We start from the raw sequence: 18522 nt of genomic DNA, 5'->3' as shown, positions 1-18522 counted from the left end.
GATGTCCTGCAATCGAACTTGTGCGAACGGTGTCTCCTCGTCATGGCCGGGCTTGACCCGGCCATCCACGCCTTGCCGCGTAGTCAGGCCGTGAGACGTGGATGCCCGGGTCAAGCCCGGGCATGACGACGGTGTATGATGCGCGCGGCTTACGCCGCCACGATCTCCTGGCGCTGCTCGCCGAGGCCTTCGATGCCGAGCGTGACGACGTCGCCGACATTGAGGAAGGTCGGCGGCTTCATGCCGAGGCCGACGCCGGGCGGGGTGCCCGTGGTGATGACGTCGCCGGGCAGGAGCGTCATGAACTGCGAGACATAGGAGATGCACTTGGCCATCGAGAAGATCATGGTCTTGGTCGAGCCGGTCTGGCGGCGCTGGCCGTTGACATCGAGCCACATCGACAGGTTCTGCACGTCCTTGATCTCGTCCTTGGTGGCAAGCCACGGCCCGAGCGGGCCGAACGTGTCGTGCGACTTGCCCTTGGTCCACTGGCCCAGGCGCTCGATCTGGAAGGCGCGCTCGGAGACGTCGTTGCAGACGCAATAGCCGGCGACGTGGTTCAGCGCGTCGGCTTCCGAGACGTATTTGGCTCGGGTGCCGATGATGGCAGCGATCTCGACCTCCCAGTCGAGCTTGGTCGAGCCGCGCGGCTTCTCGACCGGATCGTTCGGGCCCGACAGCGAGGTGTTGGCCTTCATGAAGATGATCGGCTCGCTCGGGATCTCGGCGCCGGTCTCCTTGGCATGGTCGGAATAGTTGAGGCCGATCGCCACGAATTTCGAGATGCCGGTGACGGGGGCGCCGAACCGGGGCTTGCCGGAAACGGCGGGCAGCGAGGCGGGATCGAGCGCCGCCAGCTTCTTCAGGGATTCAGGCGAATAGGCCTCGCCGGTGAGGTCCTTCAGATGCGCCGACAGGTCGCGCAACTGGCCGGATCTGTCGATCAGGCCGGGCTTTTCCGCACCCTTCTCGCCATAACGAACAAGCTTCATTCTCGTTTCTCCCTGGGAATGGACCGATCAGTTAACTGCTTCATGGAACAGGGCGGCGGGAAATTCAACCGCCCAAAACGGGCATCACCCCAGCGCCACGAACCTGAATGCGTCGCCGTCTCGCTTGATATGTCCGGCGGAATAGTGACCGCCGATCACCAGTGTGGGTGTGTCGGCAAAGCGCGAGAACACCGCGTGCCGGCTTGCCGCCGATCGCGCGGGATCGGTATCCACGGTCGAGCACCAGTCGAGATGGGCCATCTGGCAGGGATGATGGGCAACGTCGCCGGTCAGAAGCGCCTGCTCGCCATCGGACTCGATCAGGACGCTCATGTGCCCCGGGCTGTGACCGGGGGTTGGGATCATTTCGATCTCCTCGCAAAGCCGATAGTCACTCGGGACCAGATCGGCCTGGCCGGCATTGACCACCGGCTTCACGGAGTCGTTGAACACCGCGACCTTGTCCGGCTCGGCCGTGTAATCACGCCAGTGCTCATATTCGGTCCTGCCGAAAACGTAGCGCGCCTTCGGGAACGTCGGCACCCATCGGCCGTCAACCAGCCGCGTATTCCAGCCGACGTGGTCGACGTGAAGATGCGTGCACAGTACGGTGTCGATGCTGTCAGGCGGAAACCCCGCCGCGGTCATGGTCTCCAAGAACGGCGTGCTGCGGTTGTTCCAGGTGGGGACGCCGCGGCCTTGCTTGTCGTTGCCGAGGCCGGTGTCCACCACGATCCGGCGCGTCGGCGTCTCCACCACCAGCGAGTGGATCGACATTTTCAGCCGGCCTTCGTCGGTGGCGAAATGCGGGATCAGCCAGGGCAGCTTCTGGATCTCGTCATGGGTGGCTGCCGGCAGGATGAAGCGGGTCGAGCCGACCGTCTCCATTTCGACGAATTTCGTGATCCTGACCTTGCCGACTTTCCACTGCATCCGCCGCCTCCCATTTTCTTGCTCTTGCGCTGGAACATGCACGTTTTCTGCCATCGGGCGCAATGGATCATCTGAGGTGATGTGGCGTTATCGCGGGGAACTGGATGCTAGCCGAAGAGGACGCCATGCCAGAGCTTGCGATTTCCGCGGAAAAGGTCGCCTTTATCATCGAGAAGGCGCGCGAATTCGACGTCAAGGAGGGGGCTTCTGATCCGGACTCCGGCTCGAACGCGGCCGATGACGATATGATGGACGTCCTCGACGACGATGGCTCCGATCCTGTCGTCCAGGAGCTCGGAAGCTTCATGATCGCCTTGAACGAGGACGAGCAGCTCGATCTCGTCGCGCTGACCTGGCTCGGACGCGGCGATGGCACGATCGATGACTGGGACGATCTGCGCGCCCGCGCGTCGGAGGCGCGCCGTGAATATGGCAGCCCACGCCGCGAAACGGTGCACTATCTGCTCGGCGAGCCCATGCTGGGCGATCTGCTCGCGAACGGGCTCGACGAATTCGGCATCGACTGGACCGATGAGCGCACCACCGCCGATTCCTCCGCTCCGAGCCAGCAGGATGAGGACGAGCCGACCAAGCAGCGGTGATGCGTCTTGCAACGCCTCTTCGCCTCTCCCCGCTTGCGGGGAGAGGCCGGATTGCATCGTAAATGCAATCCGGTGAGGGGGAGTCTCCGCGAGTCCGACTGTCACCGTGCTTGCGGAGAGAGCCCCTCACCCCAACCCTCTCCCCGTAAGAACGGGGCGAGGGAGTACATCTGCAAACGCGACTACAGCGTCCCCGGGAACGCGCCGCCATCCAGCAGAATGTTCTGTCCGGTGATGAAGCCGGCCTTGGCGCCGCACAGGAAGGCGCAGGCATAGCCGAATTCGTCGGGCTGGCCGAAGCGGCCGGCGGGATTGAGCTTGGCGCGCTCGGCCAGGATCTGCTGCGGCGTGACGCCACGCTTGTCGGCTTCGCCCTTCGCGGTGCTGGTCAGGCGATCGGTCTCGAACGGGCCCGGCAGAAGGCCGTTGATGGTGACGTTGTTGATGACGGTCTTGCGCGACAGGCCGGCGATGAAGCCGGTGAGGCCGGCGCGGGCGCCGTTGGAGAGGCCGAGGATATCGATCGGCGCCTTCACCGCGGCCGAGGTGATGTTGACGATGCGGCCGAACTTGCGCGCCATCATGCCGTCGACGGTCGCCTTGATCAGCTCGATCGGGGTCAGCATGTTGGCGTCGATCGCCTTGATCCAGTCGTCGCGGGTCCAGTTGCGGAAATCGCCGGGCGGCGGGCCGCCGGCATTGTTGATCAGGATGTCGGGCTCGGGGCAGGCCTTCAGCACCGCCTCGCGGCCCGCCGGCGTCGTGATGTCGCCGACGATCTCGGTGACCGTCACGTCGGGATAGGCCTTGCGGATCTCGTCGGCGGTCTTCTTCAGGGCTTCGGCGCCACGCGCGGTCAGCGTGACGTGAACGCCGGCCTCCGCCAGCGAGAAGGCGCAGGCGCGCCCGAGGCCCTTGCTGGATGCGCAGACGATGGCGCGGCGACCTTTGATCCCAAGATCCACTGTTTCACTCCCGTAAATGTCAGGCAGGTTTTGGACGGCGGCTACCTTAGCCAACTGTGATGCCGCTGATAAGGGATCGGCCCGCACCAAAATGCATGCGCCTCGCGGCTAGCGATGCAAATGCGCCAGATCAGATCCGCCGCTCCTGCTTGAGGCGGTCGATCGCGGCGGCAGCCTCCGGCGGCAGCGACTTGAAGCCCATCTGGCCCGCGGTCGAGAACAGCGGCCGCAGATGCGAACCGGCGAGGAAGGGCGGCTGGCGGTTCGTCGGCACGATCTGATCGAACACCAGCACCAAGGTGGTGGCGACGAGGCCGACCCTGACGGCGCCCAGCGCCGCGCCGCCGAGCCGGTCGCCGATGCCGGCCTCGCCGATCGTGTCGTTCAGCGCGATGCGGCCGATATGGCCGAACAGCATGCCGACGACCACGAAGATGGCGAAGAACCAGATCCAGTTCTGCAGCAGCGGCGAGTTCGGATTGCCGGCGATCTGCGGTGCGATCAGCGGCATCAGCGCCACCGCGATCGGGGCGGCGAGCAGATAGGCGAGGATGGTCATCGCGCTGCGCAGCAGCCCGGTCCTGAACCCTAAGCCGACCGCGACTGCCAGCGCGGCATAGACGGCGAGATCGAAACTGTTCATGCGCGAAAGCCCTGCCTCGACGGAACGAATGAACGCCGAGCCGATCATTCCGGTTTCAGATCGCTAAAATCGTCTGTATTGGTGGCCTCAAAGCTTTTGGGGAACCGCGCAAGGAACGCGTCATGTCAGACCTATTCGACGTCAGTAAAGAAATCATCCTCGTCACGGGTGCGAGCCAGGGGCTGGGCCGGCAATTTGCCCGGGTGCTGGCGGCGCATGGTGCGGCGGTCGCGCTCACTGCGCGGCAGGCCGACAAATTGAAGGGCCTGGAAGAGGAGATTCGCGGCAAGGGCGGCCGCGCCGCGGCGGTCGCGCTCGACGTCACCGATACCGCCTCGATCGCCAGGGCGGTCGATGCCGCCGAGGCCGCGCTCGGCCCCGTCACCGTGCTGATCAACAATGCCGGCATCGCCATCGAGAAGCTCGCGACCGAGCAGACCGAGGCGGATTGGGACGCCGTGATCGGTGCCAATCTCAAAGGCGCCTATTTCCTGGCAACGGAAGTGGCGCGGCGCATGATCGCGCGCAAGCAGCCGGGCAACATCGTCAACATCGCCTCCGTGCTCGGCACCGGCGTCTTGAAGGCGCTCTCGCCTTACGCGATCTCCAAGGCCGGCATCATCCAGGCGACGAGAGCGATGGCACTGGAGCTCGCGGGCCAGAACATCCGCATCAACGCGCTGGCGCCCGGCTATATCGACACCGAGATGAACCACGCCTTCTGGTCGACGCCGGCAGGCGAGCGCCTCGCCAAGCGCATCCCGCAACGCCGCGTCGGCGCCGAGTCCGATCTCGACGGCGCGATCCTGCTGCTGGCGTCGAATGCGTCGCGCTACATGACGGGGAGCGTGGTGACCGTGGACGGCGGGTTCTTGCTGAGTTGAGCCCTGCTGTCATCCCGGGGCGCGCGCAGCGTGAGCCCGGGATCCATCGCCACAGGAAGTAGTTTGGCGAAGACTTGGAGTTGCCGTCTCGCCCACGACTCCTCCCTGTGGTTATGGGTCCCCGCCCCCGTGCGCAATTGCGCACTAGGCGGGGACGACAGCGGAGGATGACGCGGCAGCGTCGCCTAACTCGCCCGCATCTCTCCCCGGATCATATCCGCCGCCTTCTCGCCGATCATGATGGTCGGCGCATTGGTGTTGCCGCCGATCAGCGTCGGCATGATCGAGGCGTCGACGACGCGCAATCCTCCGATGCCATGCACCTTCAATGCCGGATCGACCACGGCCATCGCGTCGGTGCCCATCTTACAGGTGCCGACGGGGTGATAGACGGTGTCGACCCGCGCGCGCAGAATGGCGCGGATGTCGTTATCCGTTCGCACGTCGGATGTGAACATGTCCTTTTTCTGTAGCGCCCGCATCGCAGGCGTCTCCATCAGTCGCCGCGTCGTCTTGAAGCCGGCGACCATCGCCTCGAGATCCTCCGCCTCGCCCAGAAAGTTCGGGTCGATCATCGGTGCTGCGAGCGGATCGGCGCTCTTCAGCCAAATGCTGCCGCGGCTCTTCGGCCTGAGCAGACAGAAATGGCATGAGAAGCCTGCCTCCTTGTGCTTCTTGCGGCCGTGGTCGTCGAGCATCGCGATGACGAAGTGGAGCTGGATATCAGGCACGTCGAGATCAGGCCGGGTTTTCAGGAAGCCGCCGCACTCGGCGAAATTGGTGGTCATCACGCCGCGCCGCTCGCGGCGATATCGCTGGATACCGCGCAGCAGGGATGGCAACCGACTGATCGAGGCGTGAACGAAGTGCGGATAGTCGGAGGCGTAGACGAACACGAAGTCCGGATGGTCCTGCAGATTGCGCCCGACGCCGGGCAGGTGATGCACGACGCCGATGCCGTGCGCGGCAAGCGCATCGCCGTCGCCTAGTCCCGACAGCATCAACAGCTGCGGCGACTGGAAGGCGCCGGCGGCGAGGATCACCTCGCGGCGGGCGCGCAGCTGCTTTGTCTGCTTGCCCTGCATATATTCGATGCCGACCGCGCGCCCTGCTTCGAACAGGATCTTCGTTGCCTGCGCTCCCGTCTCGACCCACAGATTCGGCCGCTTGCCGAGATGAGGAGCCACATAAGCCCGCGCCGCGCTCCAGCGCTCGCCCCCCCGCTGGGTCACCTGGTAGCTGCCGAGCCCTTCATGGTCCTCGGCATTGAAGTCCTCGCGGATCCGGAACTGCGCCTCGCGCGCGGCCTGATGGAAGATGTCGTGAATCGGATTGTCCGAGCGCAGCCGGTTGACATGCAGCGGTCCGCCCTTGCCGTGATATTCGCCGTCGAAATCGGCGTTGTCTTCCGAGCGCTTGAAGTAGGGCAGCACGTCCGCATACGACCAGCCGGAATTGCCGAGCGCGGCCCAATGGTCGTAATCCCATTTGTGGCCGCGGATATAGACCATGGCGTTGATCGCCGAGGACCCGCCGAGGCCCTTGCCGCGCGGCTGATAGCCTATGCGGCCGTTCAATCCCTTCTGCGGCACGGTATCGAAGGCCCAGTTGGCCGCGGCATAGGGCAACGCGAGCCCGAATGGCGTCGTGATCCGCCAGGTGTCGTTCCGTCCCCCCGCATCCAGCAGCGCAACGGACGTGCCTGCATCCTCCGACAGTCGCCCCGCAATTGTGCAGCCGCCCGAGCCCGCGCCCACGACGACGAAATCGAATGTGTCGGTCAATGTTGTTTCCCCCGCCGGCGTTTCAGCCTTAGTCTTGTTGCCGCAGGCTGGCCGTTTGTGGAACTTCTGGCAAGAGCGCGCGGAACGGCGCGGAAACTCGTCGATTCCCCTGTCATAAAGTCGAAAAAAACGTTCCCGCAGCCCTTTCCAAAGGCAGCCCGCCTTGATACATACCCCCCGCACCCGACGGGCATTGCCCCTCGGGTCGCCTTCCAAGGAAGCCTTTGGGACGGAAGTGGAAAGCCAGCGCGACCAGCGCCGGCCTCAACCGACCGTCCCCAGGATTTAACCGAAGGCACGCAAAGGTTTAACGCGGGGTGGAGCAGCCCGGTAGCTCGTCAGGCTCATAACCTGAAGGTCATAGGTTCAAATCCTATCCCCGCAACCAAATTCGGATTGACCGGATCCGAGACGGAAACGGCCCGCGCGAAGCGGGCCGTTTTTGTTTTGGCGATGGGATCGCCGCGCTACCTCGCCGCGGTCTGCCAGGCGAGTAGCCGTTGCTCGACCAGTGACATCGCAACCGACGTCAAATACCCGGTCGCGCCGAGCAGGATGACGCCGGCGAAGAGGTCGGCGGATCGGAACGCGCGTGCCGAGAGCAGCACCCAGTGACCAAGGCCGTCGAGGCCGGCCAGGATCTCGCAGACAACCGAGAGGATCAGCGCAACCGTCAGGCTGAGCCGCATGCCCGCGAGGATATCCGGCAATGCCGAGGGCAGGGCGATCTTGGCGATGATTGCAGCGCGCGACATCTGCAGCGAGCGGGCGACCTCGTAGAGCCGCGGCTCGACTGCGGCAAAGCCGTGAATGGTTGCGAGCATGATCGGCCAGATCGCGCCGAAGGCGATCACGAACAGCGCCATGCCTTGCGTCAGCCCGAGCATCGCGATCGCGACCGGGATGATCGCCGAGACCGGCAGGGGCCTTAAGAATTCCAGCGACGGCGCGACATAGGCGCGCATCATCCGGGACGAACCGATCAGCGCGCCAAGCGCAATGCCGGCGATCGAGGCGGCGAACCAGCCATAGGCCATGTGCTCCAGCGTGCCGATGAGCTTGCCCGCGAGATCGCCGCTGGAAAAGCCGCGCACCAAAGCGGCCCAGGCGCGGTCCGGACCGGGCAGGAACACCGGCGACACTAGCTTCAGATTGGCGACGAGTTGCCACGCCGCGATGAAGCCGGCTGCGACGAGGGCGCTTGCGACACGCCAGAGGATCGCCGCGCGGTTCATGGATTGTCTCCGGCGAGCGCGGCGCGGCCGAACAGGCGGCGCTGGGCCGTGGTCAACAGGATGTTCAGCGCGTAGCCGATCGCGCCGATCCAGACGAGATAGGCGAGCATCAGGTCGGCGCGCAGGGCCTGCTGTGCCAGCATGATGCCGGCACCGAGGCCGATCGGGTTGATGGCGATCTCGACGGTGACCGCGACGATCAGGGCGATCCCGGCCGACAGGCGGAAGGCGACAAAGATCCGCGGCAGTGCGGCCGGGATCACGATCTTCGCGATCCGTTGCGGCGCGCTCAGCCGCAAGGCCCGCGACACTTCCATCAATCGCGGCTCGATGCTACGCACCGCGCTGCGGGTCATGATCAGCATCGGCCAGACGCAGGCGAACGCCACGATCACGATCTCCATGCGGTAGCCGAAGCCGAGCGCGATCAACGCAATCGGCAGCAGCGCGATCGAGGGAATCGGGCGGATCGCCTCGACCGTCACCTCCATCAGCCGGTCGAGGGGACGCGAAATGCCGAAGGCGATGCCGAGCGCAAGCCCGATGGCGCTGCCGATGGCAAGGCCTGCAAAGGCGGCGAACAGCGTGTCGCGGGTCGCGATCGGGATCGAGAGATCAGCGAGCGCCGTGGCCAGCGCCGCGAGGATTGCGCTCGGCGGCGCCAGGCTGTCGCTTTGCAGATGGGTGAGGCGCGCCCAGAGCTCAAACGCAAGCACCAGCGCCAGCGGCAGCAGCAAGGGCTTCGCGCGGTCGAGGCTCAATGTTCGGTCGCCTTGATGAAGTCGAACAATTGCCGACGCAGCCGCAGGAATTCCGGATGCTCGCGGGTGGCGAGCTGGTCGCGCGGACGCGGCAGGTCGACGTCGAGCTCGATCCCGATCCGGCCGGGATGTGGCAAGAGGCCGATGACGCGGTCGCCGAGATAGATCGCCTCGTCGAGATCGTGGGTCACGAAGATCACGGTGGTCTCGCTCGCCTGCGTCAGCGACAGGACCTCGTCCTGCAAGCCCTGCCGCGTCATCGCATCCAGCGCGCCGAACGGCTCGTCCATCAAAAGCGTGGTCGGCTCCTGCGCAAGGCAGCGCGCGATCTGCAGGCGTTGCTGCATACCCCCCGACATTTCCGTCGGATATTTGTCGGCATGACCGGGCAGTCCGACCTTGCGCAGCAGCGCCTCGATGCGTGCGCCGCGTTCGCGCGCCGGCACACGCGATGCTTCCAGCGCCAGCGAGATGTTTCCGGCCGCGGTCCGCCACGGCAACAGCGCCTTGCCGTAATCCTGGAACACGATCGCGACCTCACGCCGCGGCTCGGTGATCGGCTCGGCCTCAAACGTTACCGCGCCGCTGGTGGGGCGATAGAGGCCCGCGGCGAGCCGCAGCGCCGTGGTCTTGCCGCAGCCGGAGGCGCCGACGATGCAGAGGAATTCGCCCGGCCGCACCTGAAGGTCGAGATTCTCGATGATGGTCTTGCCGCCGAGCCGCAGCGTCGCGGCGTTGAACGCGATCAGCGGTTTCTGCCGGCGCGCGGCGCGCGCCTCAATGAGCCTTGCAACGACGCTCATGATTGCTCTCCGCCCACCTGCGGATAGACGAAATCGATGGTCGAGTGCAGATGCGCCGCCAGCATTTTTTGCGCGACGGCCACGTCGCGGGCGAGCACGTGGTCGGCGAGCATCTGGTGACTGCGGATGAATCTCTCGCTGCTGTCGATGGCGCCCATCATCACGCGGCGGTAGCGGTAGGCCTGGTCGTAGAGGTCGGAGTGGGCGGCCAGCATGCGCCGCGAGCCGCAGGCGGCGAGCAGCGCGGTGTGGAAGCCCTTGTGCAGCCGGTCGAACTCCGCCGCGCCCTCGCGGAATTCATTGCCGGTGCGTTCGATGTGTCGGCGCATCTGATGCAGCGCGCTGATGATGCCGGCCTCCCAAGCAGCATCGCCGTGGAGGATGGCGAGCTTGACCGCCTCGATCTCGACCGCCGTCCGCATGCAGGTGATGTCGGCGAGATCTTCGCGGCTGACCTCGGCGACGCGGAAGCCGCGCTGGCCGATGCCGACGATCAGGCCGCGCGACATCAGCCGCGACAGGCCTTCGCGCAGGGGCGTGGCGCCGATATCGTAACGTTGCACGAGGTCGACGATGCCGAGCCGCGATCCCGGCGGGAGATGTCCGGCCAGGATGTCCTGCTCGATCAGGTTTGCGGCCCGCTCGCTCAAGGTGCCGGCTTCCGCCGGCGGGCGTTCGACAGTGCGCTCGGGAGCAGGCATCGTCGATATCCCTTAGTTGAGCACCAGTTTCGCGGTGTCGAGCTTCGATTGCAGCATCTTCTGCGACGACATCACCTCGATCCACCAGCTGAGGTTTTGCGGCTTGAGGTTCGGCTCGGACTGGTTCGGCGGCGTTGCCTTGACAAGCTCTATCGGCTGCTTGGTGAACTTGGCGATCGAGGCCGAGGCCTTCTCGCGGTCGCTGTTGACGATCGCGGCGGCCTCCGCGACGGCTTCGCGGAATTTCTTCACGGTCGCCACATTCTTCTCCGCCCAGTCGCGGGATGCGGCATAGAAGATGATCGGATCGGTGCGGCCGAGCTCGGCGCCGTACCGCGCGCCGACCGAGCCGAGCCCCGCATTGCTCATGCGCGTGACGAACGGCTCGGCCGTGAGCACGGCATCGACGCCGCCTGTCTTGATGATGTCGGCCATGGTCGGGAAGGTGACTTCGACGAAATTGACGCTTCGGGGATCGACACCTTTCTCGACCAGCCATTTCACGAAGAGCACGTGCAGGAAGGCGTTCAGGCCGGGCGCGCCGACCTTCTTGCCGATGAAGTCCTTGGGATCCTTGATGGTGATGCCGTTGCGGACGAAGGCCGCGATCGCGGTGTTGGAGGTCGGGTTCATGATCGAGGCGCCGGCGATCGCGACGAGGTCGAGGCCGCCGTCGACGGCTTGCAGGAAGACGGTGGAGGTGGGGCCGCCGACCTGAATCGAGTTCGACAGGATCGCCGCCGGGATGTTGGAGTTGATCGCGATCGGCGTCATCTCGACGTCCAGCCCGTGCTTTTTGAAGATGCCCTCGTCGACCGCGACCATGGCCGAGGCGCAGTCGGAGGTGGCGGTGCAGCCGATCTGGATCTTGGTCTGCGCCAGCGCGGGCGCCGTCAAGCCAGCAGACATCCCGAGCACGAGACCTGCCAACATCGCTGTGATCTGCGTTCGCCTCACTGCGCTCTCCCCACTTTATATTTTTCGTTCTTGTTTATCGATATTTTATCTGATCATATATTCGAAACGATAGCAAGGGGGTGCCCAAGGTGAAGCTCGCAACATTCAAAACGGCCGGTCAGGAGAAGATCGGCGCCGTCCACAGCAATGACAGCCAGGTGTTCGATCTCGCCGCCGCGGCCGCACGGGACGGCGGAGCCGATCCGGCCTTCGGCTCGATGCTGGCGCTGATCGACGCCGGGCCCCGCGCGCTCGATCGGGCACGGGCCCTGCTCGACAAGCACGGCCAGGACGCGACGTTGTCGGCGGCGGTCAGCGCCGTCGACATCCTCGCGCCGGTGCCGGAGCCCAGGCAAATGCGCGACGGCATGTCGTTTCCCCTGCACATCCTGCAGGCGCCGCGCGGGCAGCAAAAGCTCGCCGCGCGCGCCAAGGGCGACATGATGGAATTGGCGCGCATCGACGCCGAGCCGCTCGGCGAATTGCCCGAGGTCTATCGCAAGCAGCCGATCTTCTACATCACCAACCGCTTCAGCGTCCGCGGCACCAACACGACGGTGAAATGGCCGCGCTACAGCAAGGTCATGGACTACGAGCTCGAATTCGGGATCGTCACCAAGAACAAGGGGGCCAACATCACGCCTGCGAAGGCTGGAGATCACATCTTCGGCTACACCATCTTCAACGATTTCTCCGCGCGCGACGCCCAGCGCATCGAGATGGAGGGACGGCTCGGCCCAGCCAAGGGCAAGAGCTTCGACGGCGGCAACGTGATGGGGCCCTGGATCGTGACGCCCGATGAGATCGGCGATCCCTATCAGCTGAAGATGGAAGCGCGCGTCAACGGCGAGACCCGCTCGAAAGGCGTGAGCGCGGGCATGCTGTTTTCGTTCGAGGAGATCATCGCTCACGTCTCCCAGGACGAGACGCTGATGCCCGGTGAATTCATCGGCTCCGGCACGGTCGGCAATGGCTGCGGCCTCGAGCTCGGCTGGTTTCTCGAGCATGGCGATACGATCGAGCTCGAGGTCGAGAAGATCGGCATTTTGAAGAATCGCGTCGAGCGGCAAGAAACCTGAAGGGGCGTCTGAAGCGACGGCTGACGCCGCCAACGAGAACAAACAACGAGGAACGCCATGACGACCAAGCTGATCGACATCTCTGTCCCGCTGCAAAATGACGTGCCGGCCGACCCGCCTGGCAATCATCCGACGATCCAGTACATCAATCACCAGCAGGGCCTGCCGCGCATGCTGCAGTTCTTCGACGGGCTGAAGGCCGAGGATCTGCCTGATGGCCAGGGCTGGGCGGTGGAGCAGGTCAGTCTCTCCACCCACAACGGCACGCATCTCGACGCACCCTGGCATTTTCACCCGACCATGAACCGCGGCGAGCGGTCCTGGACCATCGACGAGGTGCCGCTGGAATGGTGCTTCCAGCCCGGCGTGAAGCTCGACTTTCGGCACCTGCCGGACGGCTATGTCGCAACGGCCAAGGACGTCGAGGCCGAGCTCAAGCGCATCGGCCACGAGCTGAGGCCGCTTGAGATCGTCGTGGTCAACACCAGCGCCGGCGCCAAATATGGCCGGCAGGACTACGTCACCTCGGGCTGCGGCATGGGCTATGAGGCAACCATGTACCTGCTCGAGCGCGGCGTGCGCCTGACCGGCACCGACGGCTGGAGCTGGGACGCGCCGTTCGTTCACACCGCGAAGAAATATGCCGAGACGAAAGACGCCAGCCTGATCTGGGAAGGCCACAAGGCCGGACGCCATATCGGCTATTGCCATCTCGAGAAGCTGCACAATCTCGAACTGCTGCCGCCAACCGGCTTCACAGTGTCATGCTTCCCTGTGAAGATCGAACGAGCCTCGGCAGGATGGACAAGAGCGGTGGCGATTTTGGAGGGGTAGCTTCTGGAGGCCTGAGTTGGGCGCCAATCAATTGCGGTGACAGTGCACAAAAATTGGCCCGGATCAGCGCTTCAGATAGCGCTCTGCAATCAGCCGTTTCGCGCCTGGAAGACCGCAGAAGGCTGCACCTCGATCCGTCTGGCGATAGCGTCGGGCGCCGGCGCGACCCTGAAATAGATTCCGCCGCAAAAACAAAGTGATCTCTACTGTGCATGGGGTTGTTTTTGACTCTTTGATGCGAAGCCCTCGCGCCTCACGCCAGAAACGCCCGAAACCGCCGCAGCGCGATCGCGAAGAAGACGCTGCCGATCACGGCGAGCGCGAGGAGCTGCGGCCAGACCGCCTCCAGGCCCGCGCCGCGAAACAGGATCGCCTGCGCCAGCATCACGAAATGCGTGTTGGGCGCGGCCAGCATGATGTCCTGGACAAATTGCGGCATGCTCTCGCGCGGCGTCATGCTGCCCGAGAGCGTCTGCAGCGGCAGCAGGGTCATCATCAGGAGCAATCCGAACTGCGGCATCGATCCGGCGACAGTGGCGAGGAAGATGCCCATGCTGGTGGTCGCAAACAGCTGCAGCGCCGCGCCGAGCAGGAACAGCGCGACCGAGCCGTCGATCGAGACCGCCAGCCATCCCTTGACGACGAAGACGATCGACAGCGCCGAGGCCGCCAGTACCACCAGCCCCATCGACCAGACCTTGCTGACCATGATCTCCAGCGGCGTGACCGGCATCACGAGCAAATGCTCGATCGTGCCGTGCTCGCGCTCGCGGATCAGCGCCGCGCCGGTCAGGATGATCGAGAGCATGGTGATCGAGGTGATGAGCTCGTCGACGGCGCCGAACCAGGCTTTCTTCAGCTCCGGATTGAAGCGGGCCCGCAAGGTGAGCTCGATGGGCGCGGTCTGCGCATTGCGGGTCCGCGCCAGAAACTCTGCGATCTCCGCGCTGACGATCTGCTCGATATAGCCGCCGCCGTTGAACGCCTGCGATATCCGCGTTGCGTCGATGTTGAGCTGAATCGCAGGCGACTTCCTTGCCAGCAGATCGCGCTGGAATTCCGGCGGAATGTTCAGGGCAAAAGTATCGAGCCCCGCGTCCATCCGCCGGTCCATCTCATACTGCGAGATCAGCCGCGGCTCGAAGAAGTAGGGCGGCGTGAATGCCAGCTCGATGCGGCTCGAAACCGGGGAGCGGTCCTCATCGACGATGGCGATCGCCGCGCGGTTCAAGGTTTCCGGCAGCGCCTTGGCGCCGGCATAGATTGCGAGCGTGAAGGAATAGATGATGAGCACGAGCAGCATGGGGTCGCGCCCGAGGCCGCGCAGTTCCTTGACGCCAAGCTGAAACACGTTGTCGAATCGCATGGTCACCGAGCCTGTTTCTTCAGCAGCATCGCGCCGGCAATCACCAGGATGGGCACCATGACGCCGAGCGCCAGCAGATCGTTGTGGAGCGTGTCGAAGCCGAGACCCTTGGAGAAGGTACCGCGCGAGATCGTGACGAAATAGGTGGTGGGATAGAGCCGGCCGATCGCTGCTCCAAGGCCTTGGAGCGACGACACCGGATCGATCAGCCCGGAATATTGGATCGCGGGAATCAGCGTGATCAGGACGGTGCCGAACAGCGCGGCGATCTGGCTGTTCATGAAGGCCGAGATCACCAGCCCCATGCCGGTGGTGGCCATGACGTAGAGCAGCGCGGCGAGCGCATAGGTCGCAAAGCTTCCGGTGAAGGGGACGCCGAAGACGGTGAGCGCGAATCCGACCAGGAGAAGGAAGTTGGCGAAGGCCAGTACGACATAGGGCAGCTGCGTGCCGAGCAGGAACTCCAGCCGCGTCACCGGCGTGACGTAGAAGTTGACGATCGAGCCCAGCTCCTTCTCGCGCACCACGGCGAGCGCGGCGAGCACGGCCGGAATCAGGACCAGCAGCAGCGGGATGATGCCGGGCGCCATGGCGACGACGCTGACGACGTCGGGATTGTAGCGGTAGCGGACCTGGAGCTGGTAGCTGCCGGCGATCGCCGCCTCGCCATAGAGCTCACGGGCCTTCTGCGCGAGCCAGCTCGCGTGGATCGCCTGCGCGTAGGAGCGCAGCGTCTCGGCCCGCGTCGGGTTGGCGCCGTCGACCCAGGCGCCGATCTCGACATGGCGGCCGCGGCTGACGTCGCGGCCGAAGCCGGGCGGCAGCTCGATGGCAAGGCCGATCTCGCCAGCGCGCATGCGACGGTCGAGGTCGGCATAGTCGGTGATCGGTGCTTTCTCGGTGAAATAGCGCGAGCCCGCGACCTGAAGGCTGTAGTCGCGGCTGATCGCGCTGTCGTCACGGTCGAGCACGGCGAAGGTCAGATTCTCGACGTCCATGCTGATTCCGTAGCCGAGCACGAACAGCAGCAGCACGCTGCCGAGGATCGCGAGCGTGGCACGGATCGGATCACGCCGCAGCTCGAGCGTCTCGCGCCGGGAATAGGCGAGCATGCGAGTCAGATTGAAGGTCGCGCTGCGCCGGCGGGCCGGCGCGGGGTTTGCGGATGCAGGAGGCGGTGAGGCGACCGCCGTCTGGCCGGCCGGCTCGGCCGTGTCCGCGATCGCCTCCTCCAGGCACGCGATGAAGGCCTGCTCCAGCGTTGCAGTGCCACGCGCGGCCGTGATCGCGGCGGGCGTGTCTGACATCAGCACCTTGCCGGCATGCATCAGCGAGATGCGGTCACAGCGCTCCGCCTCGTTCATGAAGTGGGTCGAGACGAAGATGGTGACGTTGTCGTTGCGGGAGAGCTCGGCGAGGATCTGCCAGAAGCGGTCGCGCGCGACCGGATCGACGCCGGAGGTCGGCTCGTCGAGGATGAGGATGTCGGGCCCATGGATCATGGCGACCGCCAGCGACAGGCGCTGCCGCAGCCCCAGCGGCAGGGCACCGGGCGGGGCGCCTGCGACGTCGGCAAGATCGAACCGGGCGATCATCTCGTCGATGCGCGCGGCGATCGTGTCCGGCGGCAGCTCGAACAGGCGCGCGTGCAGGTCGAGATTTTGCGCGACCGTGAGCTCGGAATAGAGCGAGAAGCCCTGCGACATGTAGCCGATGCGCCGCCGCACCGACATGTCGCGGGCGTCGATCGCCTTGCCGAACAGCTGCGCACTGCCCTCGCTCACCGGCAAGAGGCCGGTCAACATCTTCATCGTCGTGGTCTTGCCGCAGCCGTTCGAGCCGAGAAAGCCGAAGATCTCGCCTTTCCTGATGCGGAAGCTGACGTCGTCGACGGCAACGAAGCCGTTGAACCGCCGGGTCAGGTGGTCGGCTTCGATCGCGATCTCGTCATGGTCCGCGCTGCGCGGCGGGATCACGACGCCAGTATGGTGGCTACGATTTTCCTTCGGCAGGAGACGGATAAAGGCCTCATCAAGCGTGCCGGCAACGGTCTGTCGCAGCAGCGCGGCGGGCGCTCCCGTCGCCAGCACCTGACCGCCGTTCATTGCGACGAGAAAATCGAACTGCGCGGCCTCTTCCATGTAGGCGGTCGAGACGATCACGCTCATGCCAGGCCGGCTCTTGCGGATCGAGCTGATCAACTCCCAGAACTGGCGGCGCGACAGCGGATCGACGCCGGTGGTCGGCTCGTCCAGGATCAACAGCTCGGGATCGTGGATCAGCGCGCAGCAGAGGCCGACCTTCTGCTTCATGCCGCCGGAGAGTTTTGCCGCCGGCCGATCGACAAAGGGGGTGAGCCCGGTGTCACGCAGCAGACCCGCGATCCGCCTGTGCCGCTCCGCCTTGTCATGTCCGAACAGGCGGCCGAAGAAGTCGATGTTCTCGAACACCGACAATGTCGGATACAGATTCTTGCCGAGCCCCTGCGGCATGTAGGCGATCTCGGGGCACACGTTGCGGCGGTGGCGCGCGCTCGCCATGTCGCCGCCGAGCACGTGGACGCGCCCCTGCTGGATCGCGCGGGCACCGGCGATCAGCGAAAGCAGGCTCGATTTGCCGACGCCGTCGGGGCCGATCAGTCCGACCATGCAGCCGGCCGGCAGATCGAGCGTGATGGACTCGAGCGCCCGGGTCTTGCCGTAGCTCAGGCCCACGCCTTCCAGATGCATCACGCTGCCGACGGCAGCCAGTGCTTCCGCTGCGGCTTGCGCACTCATCTCGTCAGCTTGATGGTGAGGTCGCCGGGCCATTGCGCGGCGGGATCGAGCCGCACATAGGCCATGCCGGGCAGGCCGGTCTTCACCTGCTCGATGTGCTGGCGCAGCAGGTCGGGCGCGATATGCGCCTTGATGCGGAACATCAGCTTCTGGCGCTCCTCCTCGGTCTCGACGGTCTTGGGCGTGAATTGCGCGACGTCGGCGACGAAAGTGGCCTTGGCGGGGATCACATACTGCGGGATGGCGTCGAGCACGAGGCGGACCTCGGCGCCGATCGCGACGCGGCCGGCATCGGCCGTCGGCAGGAAGAACGTCATGTAGACGTCACCGAGATCGACCATGTTGAGGACACGGCCCCCGGCGGCGAGCACCTCGCCGGGCTGCGACACGCGATATTGCACGCGTCCATCGCGTGGCGCCTTCAGCACACTGTCGTTGAGGTCGGCGTTGATGCTTTCGATCGCGGCCTTTGCCGCGTCGACCGCGGCGCCGGCATCGATCACCATGGCGCGGGAGGAGCTGATCGCGGCTTCCGAGGCAGCGACCTGGGCCTGGAACGCGGCGAGCGCCGCTTTCGCCGTGGCGTTGGCGGAGCGGTCGTCATCCAGGACCTGCTGGGACACCGCACTCGTTCTGATCAATTGCTCGGAGCGGTCGAGCTTGCGGCTGGCGGTGTCGAGCTGGGCGATGCGCTGGTCGACCACGGCTTCGGCGGCCTTGCGCTCGGCCTCGCGCTGGTTCACCAGGCTCTTCGCGGTCTCGACATTGATCGTTGCGCGCTGCAGCTGCGCTTCGGCTTGGCGACGCTGCGCCTGCAGCTGCTCGGTGTCCATGCGGGCCAAAACCTGACCCGCGGTGACGAAATCGCCTTCGTTGACCAGGATCTCGCGGATCCGACCGGGCGTCTTGGTGGCAATGTCGATCTCGACCGCCTCGATGCGGCCGTTGCCGCGGGCGAAGCCCGGTGGCAGCGCGCTCGAATCTCGGTGCTGCCAGTAGTAATAGCCGACGCCGGCGAGCAGAATGGCGAGCGCGGCGACCACGCGACCGGGTGTAAAGTTCATCTGTTCATAACGCCGTGCGGCGGCGCCCATTGTTGAGACGTCAGCCCGGCCCGCTGAGCGCGCGGACGGGGCAGGTTCAACATTGCAGCGAATTTTGCATCGCAACTTGATGCAGATCAGACGCGGCTTGCTGCCTCTATTT

The 18522-nt window shown here is 65.1% G+C and carries 17 protein-coding genes and 1 tRNA gene; 5 read left to right on the top strand and 13 right to left on the bottom strand.

What is annotated here, in order from left to right:
• Positions 1-149: 149 nt before the first annotated feature.
• Together I6F17_RS22670 and I6F17_RS22665 are read right to left on the bottom strand one after the other, a co-directional pair.
• Entirely contained in the window at positions 150-992 is an 843-nt protein-coding gene (locus I6F17_RS22670; RefSeq protein WP_035997147.1) for a fumarylacetoacetate hydrolase family protein, read from the bottom strand.
• A gap of 84 nt (positions 993-1076) precedes the next feature.
• Positions 1077-1925, bottom strand: coding sequence for an MBL fold metallo-hydrolase (locus tag I6F17_RS22665; RefSeq protein WP_225128037.1), 849 nt, complete (start codon positions 1923-1925; stop codon positions 1077-1079).
• A 125-nt stretch (positions 1926-2050) separates the two neighbouring features.
• Here I6F17_RS22665 and I6F17_RS22660 point away from each other — a divergent pair, with 125 nt between their 5' ends.
• Entirely contained in the window at positions 2051-2527 is a 477-nt protein-coding gene (locus I6F17_RS22660) for a DUF3775 domain-containing protein (RefSeq protein ID WP_035997316.1), read from the top strand.
• Positions 2528-2709: 182 nt separating this feature from the next.
• On the opposite strand, the gene I6F17_RS22655 is transcribed toward I6F17_RS22660, so the two are convergent.
• Together I6F17_RS22655 and I6F17_RS22650 are read right to left on the bottom strand one after the other, a co-directional pair.
• Positions 2710-3492, bottom strand: coding sequence for an SDR family oxidoreductase (locus I6F17_RS22655; protein WP_036040542.1), 783 nt, complete (start codon positions 3490-3492; stop codon positions 2710-2712).
• Positions 3493-3622: 130 nt separating this feature from the next.
• Positions 3623-4135 (bottom strand): CvpA family protein, encoded by a 513-nt coding sequence (locus I6F17_RS22650; RefSeq protein WP_035997319.1) that lies wholly within the window; start codon positions 4133-4135, stop codon positions 3623-3625.
• Positions 4136-4257: 122 nt separating this feature from the next.
• Here I6F17_RS22650 and I6F17_RS22645 point away from each other — a divergent pair, with 122 nt between their 5' ends.
• A complete protein-coding gene (locus I6F17_RS22645) occupies positions 4258-5019 on the top strand; it encodes an SDR family oxidoreductase (RefSeq protein ID WP_036040545.1) in 762 nt (253 codons plus the stop codon).
• Positions 5020-5204: 185 nt separating this feature from the next.
• Here the strand turns inward: I6F17_RS22645 and I6F17_RS22640 are convergent, their stop codons facing one another.
• On the bottom strand, positions 5205-6803 hold the full coding sequence (locus I6F17_RS22640) for a GMC family oxidoreductase N-terminal domain-containing protein (RefSeq protein WP_225128039.1): 1599 nt from the start codon (positions 6801-6803) through the stop codon (positions 5205-5207).
• A 311-nt stretch (positions 6804-7114) separates the two neighbouring features.
• Here I6F17_RS22640 and I6F17_RS22635 point away from each other — a divergent pair.
• Positions 7115-7191 (top strand) — tRNA-Met (locus I6F17_RS22635).
• A 79-nt stretch (positions 7192-7270) separates the two neighbouring features.
• On the opposite strand, the gene I6F17_RS22630 is transcribed toward I6F17_RS22635, so the two are convergent.
• The 5 genes from I6F17_RS22630 to I6F17_RS22610 are packed head-to-tail and all read right to left on the bottom strand — an operon-like array spanning position 7271 to position 11236.
• Complete coding sequence (locus tag I6F17_RS22630) at positions 7271-8038, bottom strand: ABC transporter permease (RefSeq protein WP_225128041.1); 768 nt, start codon at positions 8036-8038, stop codon at positions 7271-7273.
• Complete coding sequence (locus I6F17_RS22625; protein WP_225128043.1) at positions 8035-8799, bottom strand: ABC transporter permease subunit; 765 nt, start codon at positions 8797-8799, stop codon at positions 8035-8037. The genes I6F17_RS22630 and I6F17_RS22625 overlap by 4 nt, the downstream gene beginning before the upstream one ends.
• Positions 8796-9602, bottom strand: coding sequence for an ABC transporter ATP-binding protein (locus tag I6F17_RS22620; RefSeq protein ID WP_225128054.1), 807 nt, complete (start codon positions 9600-9602; stop codon positions 8796-8798). The genes I6F17_RS22625 and I6F17_RS22620 overlap by 4 nt, the downstream gene beginning before the upstream one ends.
• On the bottom strand, positions 9599-10303 hold the full coding sequence (locus I6F17_RS22615) for an FCD domain-containing protein (protein WP_225128056.1): 705 nt from the start codon (positions 10301-10303) through the stop codon (positions 9599-9601). Before I6F17_RS22615 ends, I6F17_RS22620 begins: the two co-directional genes overlap by 4 nt.
• A gap of 12 nt (positions 10304-10315) precedes the next feature.
• Entirely contained in the window at positions 10316-11236 is a 921-nt protein-coding gene (locus tag I6F17_RS22610; RefSeq protein ID WP_249787645.1) for an ABC transporter substrate-binding protein, read from the bottom strand.
• Between the two features lie 113 nt (positions 11237-11349).
• On the opposite strand from I6F17_RS22610, the gene I6F17_RS22605 reads away from it, so the two are divergent.
• Both I6F17_RS22605 and I6F17_RS22600 read left to right on the top strand, forming a co-directional pair.
• On the top strand, positions 11350-12339 hold the full coding sequence (locus I6F17_RS22605) for a fumarylacetoacetate hydrolase family protein (protein ID WP_225128060.1): 990 nt from the start codon (positions 11350-11352) through the stop codon (positions 12337-12339).
• 57 nt (positions 12340-12396) lie between these two features.
• Positions 12397-13173: a cyclase family protein gene (locus I6F17_RS22600; RefSeq protein ID WP_225128071.1), complete on the top strand. Its 777-nt coding sequence runs from the start codon at positions 12397-12399 to the stop codon at positions 13171-13173.
• Positions 13174-13426: 253 nt separating this feature from the next.
• Here the strand turns inward: I6F17_RS22600 and I6F17_RS22595 are convergent, their stop codons facing one another.
• Genes I6F17_RS22595 through I6F17_RS22585 form a run of 3 tightly spaced genes read right to left on the bottom strand, consistent with a single transcriptional unit; the run spans position 13427 to position 18380 of the window.
• On the bottom strand, positions 13427-14539 hold the full coding sequence (locus tag I6F17_RS22595; protein WP_225128086.1) for an ABC transporter permease: 1113 nt from the start codon (positions 14537-14539) through the stop codon (positions 13427-13429).
• Positions 14540-14541: 2 nt separating this feature from the next.
• Positions 14542-17316 (bottom strand): ribosome-associated ATPase/putative transporter RbbA, encoded by a 2775-nt coding sequence (gene rbbA, locus I6F17_RS22590; protein ID WP_276573255.1) that lies wholly within the window; start codon positions 17314-17316, stop codon positions 14542-14544.
• Positions 17313-18380, bottom strand: coding sequence for an HlyD family efflux transporter periplasmic adaptor subunit (locus tag I6F17_RS22585; RefSeq protein WP_225128073.1), 1068 nt, complete (start codon positions 18378-18380; stop codon positions 17313-17315). Before I6F17_RS22585 ends, rbbA begins: the two co-directional genes overlap by 4 nt.
• Between the last annotated feature and the right edge of the window lie 142 nt (positions 18381-18522).

Source organism: Bradyrhizobium sp. NBAIM18, assembly GCF_020193825.1.
Taxonomy (GTDB): domain Bacteria; phylum Pseudomonadota; class Alphaproteobacteria; order Rhizobiales; family Xanthobacteraceae; genus Bradyrhizobium; species Bradyrhizobium yuanmingense.
The sequence above is the reverse complement of the archived record's forward strand: the minus strand, read 5'-3'. Positions and strand labels throughout refer to the sequence as shown.

What these genes read in the sequence shown, in the direction of transcription:
- I6F17_RS22670 (WP_035997147.1), bottom strand. Translation starts at nt 992, where the DNA reads ATGAAGCTTGTTCGTTATGGCGAGAAGGGTGCGGAAAAGCCCGGCCTG.
- I6F17_RS22665 (WP_225128037.1), bottom strand. Translation starts at nt 1,925, where the DNA reads ATGCAGTGGAAAGTCGGCAAGGTCAGGATCACGAAATTCGTCGAAATG.
- I6F17_RS22660 (WP_035997316.1), top strand. Translation starts at nt 2,051, where the DNA reads ATGCCAGAGCTTGCGATTTCCGCGGAAAAGGTCGCCTTTATCATCGAG.
- I6F17_RS22650 (WP_035997319.1), bottom strand. Translation starts at nt 4,135, where the DNA reads ATGAACAGTTTCGATCTCGCCGTCTATGCCGCGCTGGCAGTCGCGGTC.
- I6F17_RS22645 (WP_036040545.1), top strand. Translation starts at nt 4,258, where the DNA reads ATGTCAGACCTATTCGACGTCAGTAAAGAAATCATCCTCGTCACGGGT.
- I6F17_RS22630 (WP_225128041.1), bottom strand. Translation starts at nt 8,038, where the DNA reads ATGAACCGCGCGGCGATCCTCTGGCGTGTCGCAAGCGCCCTCGTCGCA.
- I6F17_RS22620 (WP_225128054.1), bottom strand. Translation starts at nt 9,602, where the DNA reads ATGAGCGTCGTTGCAAGGCTCATTGAGGCGCGCGCCGCGCGCCGGCAG.
- I6F17_RS22615 (WP_225128056.1), bottom strand. Translation starts at nt 10,303, where the DNA reads ATGCCTGCTCCCGAGCGCACTGTCGAACGCCCGCCGGCGGAAGCCGGC.
- I6F17_RS22610 (WP_249787645.1), bottom strand. Translation starts at nt 11,236, where the DNA reads ATGTTGGCAGGTCTCGTGCTCGGGATGTCTGCTGGCTTGACGGCGCCC.
- I6F17_RS22600 (WP_225128071.1), top strand. Translation starts at nt 12,397, where the DNA reads ATGACGACCAAGCTGATCGACATCTCTGTCCCGCTGCAAAATGACGTG.
- I6F17_RS22595 (WP_225128086.1), bottom strand. Translation starts at nt 14,539, where the DNA reads ATGCGATTCGACAACGTGTTTCAGCTTGGCGTCAAGGAACTGCGCGGC.
- rbbA (WP_276573255.1), bottom strand. Translation starts at nt 17,316, where the DNA reads ATGAGTGCGCAAGCCGCAGCGGAAGCACTGGCTGCCGTCGGCAGCGTG.
- I6F17_RS22585 (WP_225128073.1), bottom strand. Translation starts at nt 18,380, where the DNA reads ATGAACTTTACACCCGGTCGCGTGGTCGCCGCGCTCGCCATTCTGCTC.